Annotated in this window: 1 protein-coding gene; it reads left to right on the top strand. The window is 62.5% G+C overall.

The features are described 5' to 3' along the window. Positions 1-80: 80 nt before the first annotated feature. A partial coding sequence (locus VNV36_RS23160; RefSeq protein WP_325720949.1) for a dermonecrotic toxin domain-containing protein occupies positions 81-3,399 on the top strand: 3,319 nt, incomplete at its 3' end.

Raw genomic sequence — 3,399 nt, 5'->3', positions numbered from 1 at the left:
GCCGGTCGAGCCATAGCCGGATACCGCAAATGCAATGGCCTGAAATGATTTGCTGATGGCTCCATTAAACAGGAGCAATCATGAACGCAATCTCTTCCAGTCCACCGTCCGGCCCATCGGCTTCGCTGGCTCAGCCGGCCGATTCTCCCCAGGCGATAACACCCACCGCGACGCGAAGCGTGCACGGTGACTTTCTCGAAAAGTCGATCCCGCCATGGCTGACCGACGCTTCGGCGCAAAGACGTCAGGCCTTCAAGGGCGTCCCGACCACGTTGCCTGCCTGGTATCGGAACGCGACAGCGGCCCAGCGAAAAGCGGTAGATGAGCAATTCAAGGCCAGCGTCGCCGCGCAGAATGCCCTGGATAAAAGCATGTCGACGTTCCAGCCGGTCGAGGCGTTCGCCCGGCCGTTGCTGATCCAGGCGTTGCAGGATGAATACCAGGTGCAGGTGGATGTCGACAAAACCCTGCTGTGCCTCAGGCGCCCGCTGGCTGTCGGCATTGTGGAGATCGAGCTGGACTCGTTCGAAGTGATCAAGCTGTCGATGCTTGATGCCGCGCTGCACAACTTCGAAGCCTATGAATGCGAGAGCGGGGCCTATCACGCGAGCTCCGGCTTCGTTGTGGCAACGACCACGGCAGACACCTACGAAACCGTGAACATCAACCTGACGATCAGCCACTTTCTGGGGCTATGTCGGCGTCTGGACATCGGCAAGCAATACCAGACCTGGCTGCAGTCGTTCTTTCATCCCGCCGATGCGGTGGCCGAGCGCGTGCTGCGCGAGCGTTTTATCGCCAGCCAGAAAGCGACGATGCGCGCGGCGGCGGAGCAGGCCTTGCTGACCAAGGATATTGAGCCTGCGCACTACGCGATGATCCTTTCGGTCATCGAGGGCGAGCTCAATCCCTGGATCGGCGATAAACAGGTGTGGTTCCGTGACCTGGGCCTGATGAAAAAACGATTGACCGGTTGTGTGGTATTCGTCGTCAGCGAGAAGTACCGCTACGCCAGTGAATGGATCATTTATATACCCCACGATCCCGAACACCCGTTCAAGTGCTATCGGGGCGATGAAGACAAAGACGAATTCAAGCGCCTGCTCACGGCTCGAACCGACCCGTCGTCGGCAGAACCCACCGAGTATCAGAACTTCCTCAGTCAGTTTCTGCCCTACGACCAGCGTCCTTACTACCTCAGCCAGTTCACCCGAAAAGCGGCCGACTCGCCCACGGATTTCTGGCGCAGCCCCTGGCGCACCGTCATCAGTCTGCTCCATGCCGGCTCAATCTTTACCCAAATCAAGGAAGTGCCGCCGCCACCGACGGCGAAACTCGAGCCCGAGCCGGATCCTTACATCGCGCCCTCTGCAGTTCTGCACCGAAAACGGGGCCTGTGGGAAAAAAACCAGGATCTGTGGGAATACCTCTATACCGAAAGCTGCGCCAAGGTTCTGGCCGATGCGCGAAGCCATGCGGTGCCCACCGACGATGTTGATGTCAAGGCCCGCGAGGCCAAGCTGGCCAGCCTGTTGCAGGTCGGCCTGCTCGGATTGAACATGGTCTCGATGTTCGTCCCGGTGCTGGGCGAAGTGATGATGGTGGTGATGGCCGGGCAGCTGTTGTACGAGACCCTGGAAGGCGCAATCGAGTGGGGTGAAGGTGATCGGCGAGCGGCAAAAGATCATTTGATCGACGTCGCGGAAAACCTCGCGCAGATTGCCGTGATGGCCGGAGCAGGGGCAGCGGCCAGGAAAATCTCGCCGGCCCGCGCCGTGCCGGTGATCGAGGCAGCGAGCCCGGTGACCCTGGCCGACGGCAAAACCCGCCTGTGGAAACCCGACCTGAGCGCGTATGAGTCGACCGTTGCCCTGGACGCCAGCGCCGTTCCGAACGCAGCGGGACAATACGAGCTGGACGGCAAAACCTATATCCGCCTGAGCGGCAAAACGTATGAGAAGGCTTACGACAGCTCGATCGGCAGATGGCGGATCAAGCACCCGACGAATGCCGATGCCTGGCAACCGGTGCTCGGCAGTAATGGCCAAGGGGCCTGGCGGCATACGCTGGAGCGTCCGCTGGAGTGGGACCGTACGACCCTGTTGCGGCGTATCGGCCCTGCAACCGAAGCGCTGTCTGATGAGGAGCTGCTCAGGGCTGCCGATATCAGCGGGGTCAGTGACGACGCCTTGCGCAAGATGCACGCGGATCATGCGCTGCCGCCCCCGGAACTGACCCAGGCGCTGCGCCTGATGAAGGCCGATGCCGACGCCGCGCGGGTCGTGGAGCAGCTGCGCGGGACGCAACCGATTGATGAGTTGTATCTGTACGCGTTGCCGCTGATCACCGAAATGCCGCAGTGGCCGGCGAACCGGGTGCTGGAAGTCTTCGACGGGGCGGCATTGTCGGGCAAGTCGGTCAAGTATCGGCCCTCGCGCCGGTTTCGCGGCACAGGGGTGAAGGCACCGATCCAGATATCGCGGCCCGATATCCTCAGCGGGAACCTGCCGGCGCGGGTTCTGGCGCAACTCGATGAACCTGAAATCACCGGGTTGCTCGGGGCGCAGGGCGCGCGCGTACCTGATGCCCGCGCCGCGGAGTTCAGCAAGCAAATGGCTGATTACGCCAACACCCGTCAACCTGCCATTTATGAAAGCATTTACCAGGGCACCGAGCCGGTCGATGCGCAGGTCGCGAATTTGCAGAAGGTGTGTCCGGGGCTCAGCGAGGCGGCGGCGCAAGACGTGTTGGCCCACGGCCACCCCGATGACCTGCAGCGGCTCCGTGCAAGCAACCGCGTGCCGCTGCGCCTGCTCGAAGAGGCGCGCTGGTATGCGCGGCGCAGCCGCCAGGTGGCGGCGCACGCCGGTCTGCGCCGCGAGAACATCGCCTCGGCGGACAGCCGGCGTCTGGCCCTGCACACGCTGGAGCAACTGCCGGGCTGGCCGCAGACCGTGCGCCTGGAGGTGCGCGAGGGCAGCGACAGCGGCACGCTGCTCGACAGTGTGGGGGACGCGCAAGCCGCCGAGAAAAAATTCCTGATCAAGACGGGCGCGCAGTTCCAGGCGTTCAATGATCGGGGCGAAGCGCTGAACAGCGTGCCGCGAACGGGTGACAACTTTTATCCATCGATCATGCACGCCTTGCCGGATGCCGCGCGGCGCAGCCTGGGCGTGCCCGAGGTCGGTCAGTGGGGCGAGCTGCAGAAAAAGATCATTGCACACGCCGATCAACACGCCGCTGACACCGCAGCGCTGCTGGAACCGTCAGCCAAATGGTTCAAGCCGCCTGTGCGAATCAACGAGAGGATGGTCGGTTACTCCGCCAGTGGCAGAGGCCGGGGGCCCAACCCCAACCTGACCGCACGCTTGCTCGATGTCTACCCGAGCATGACCGAAG

This window comes from Pseudomonas sp. (assembly GCF_035554175.1).
Taxonomy (GTDB): domain Bacteria; phylum Pseudomonadota; class Gammaproteobacteria; order Pseudomonadales; family Pseudomonadaceae; genus Aquipseudomonas.
Note: the sequence above shows the minus strand (reverse complement) of the source record. Positions and strands in the feature narration are given on the sequence as shown.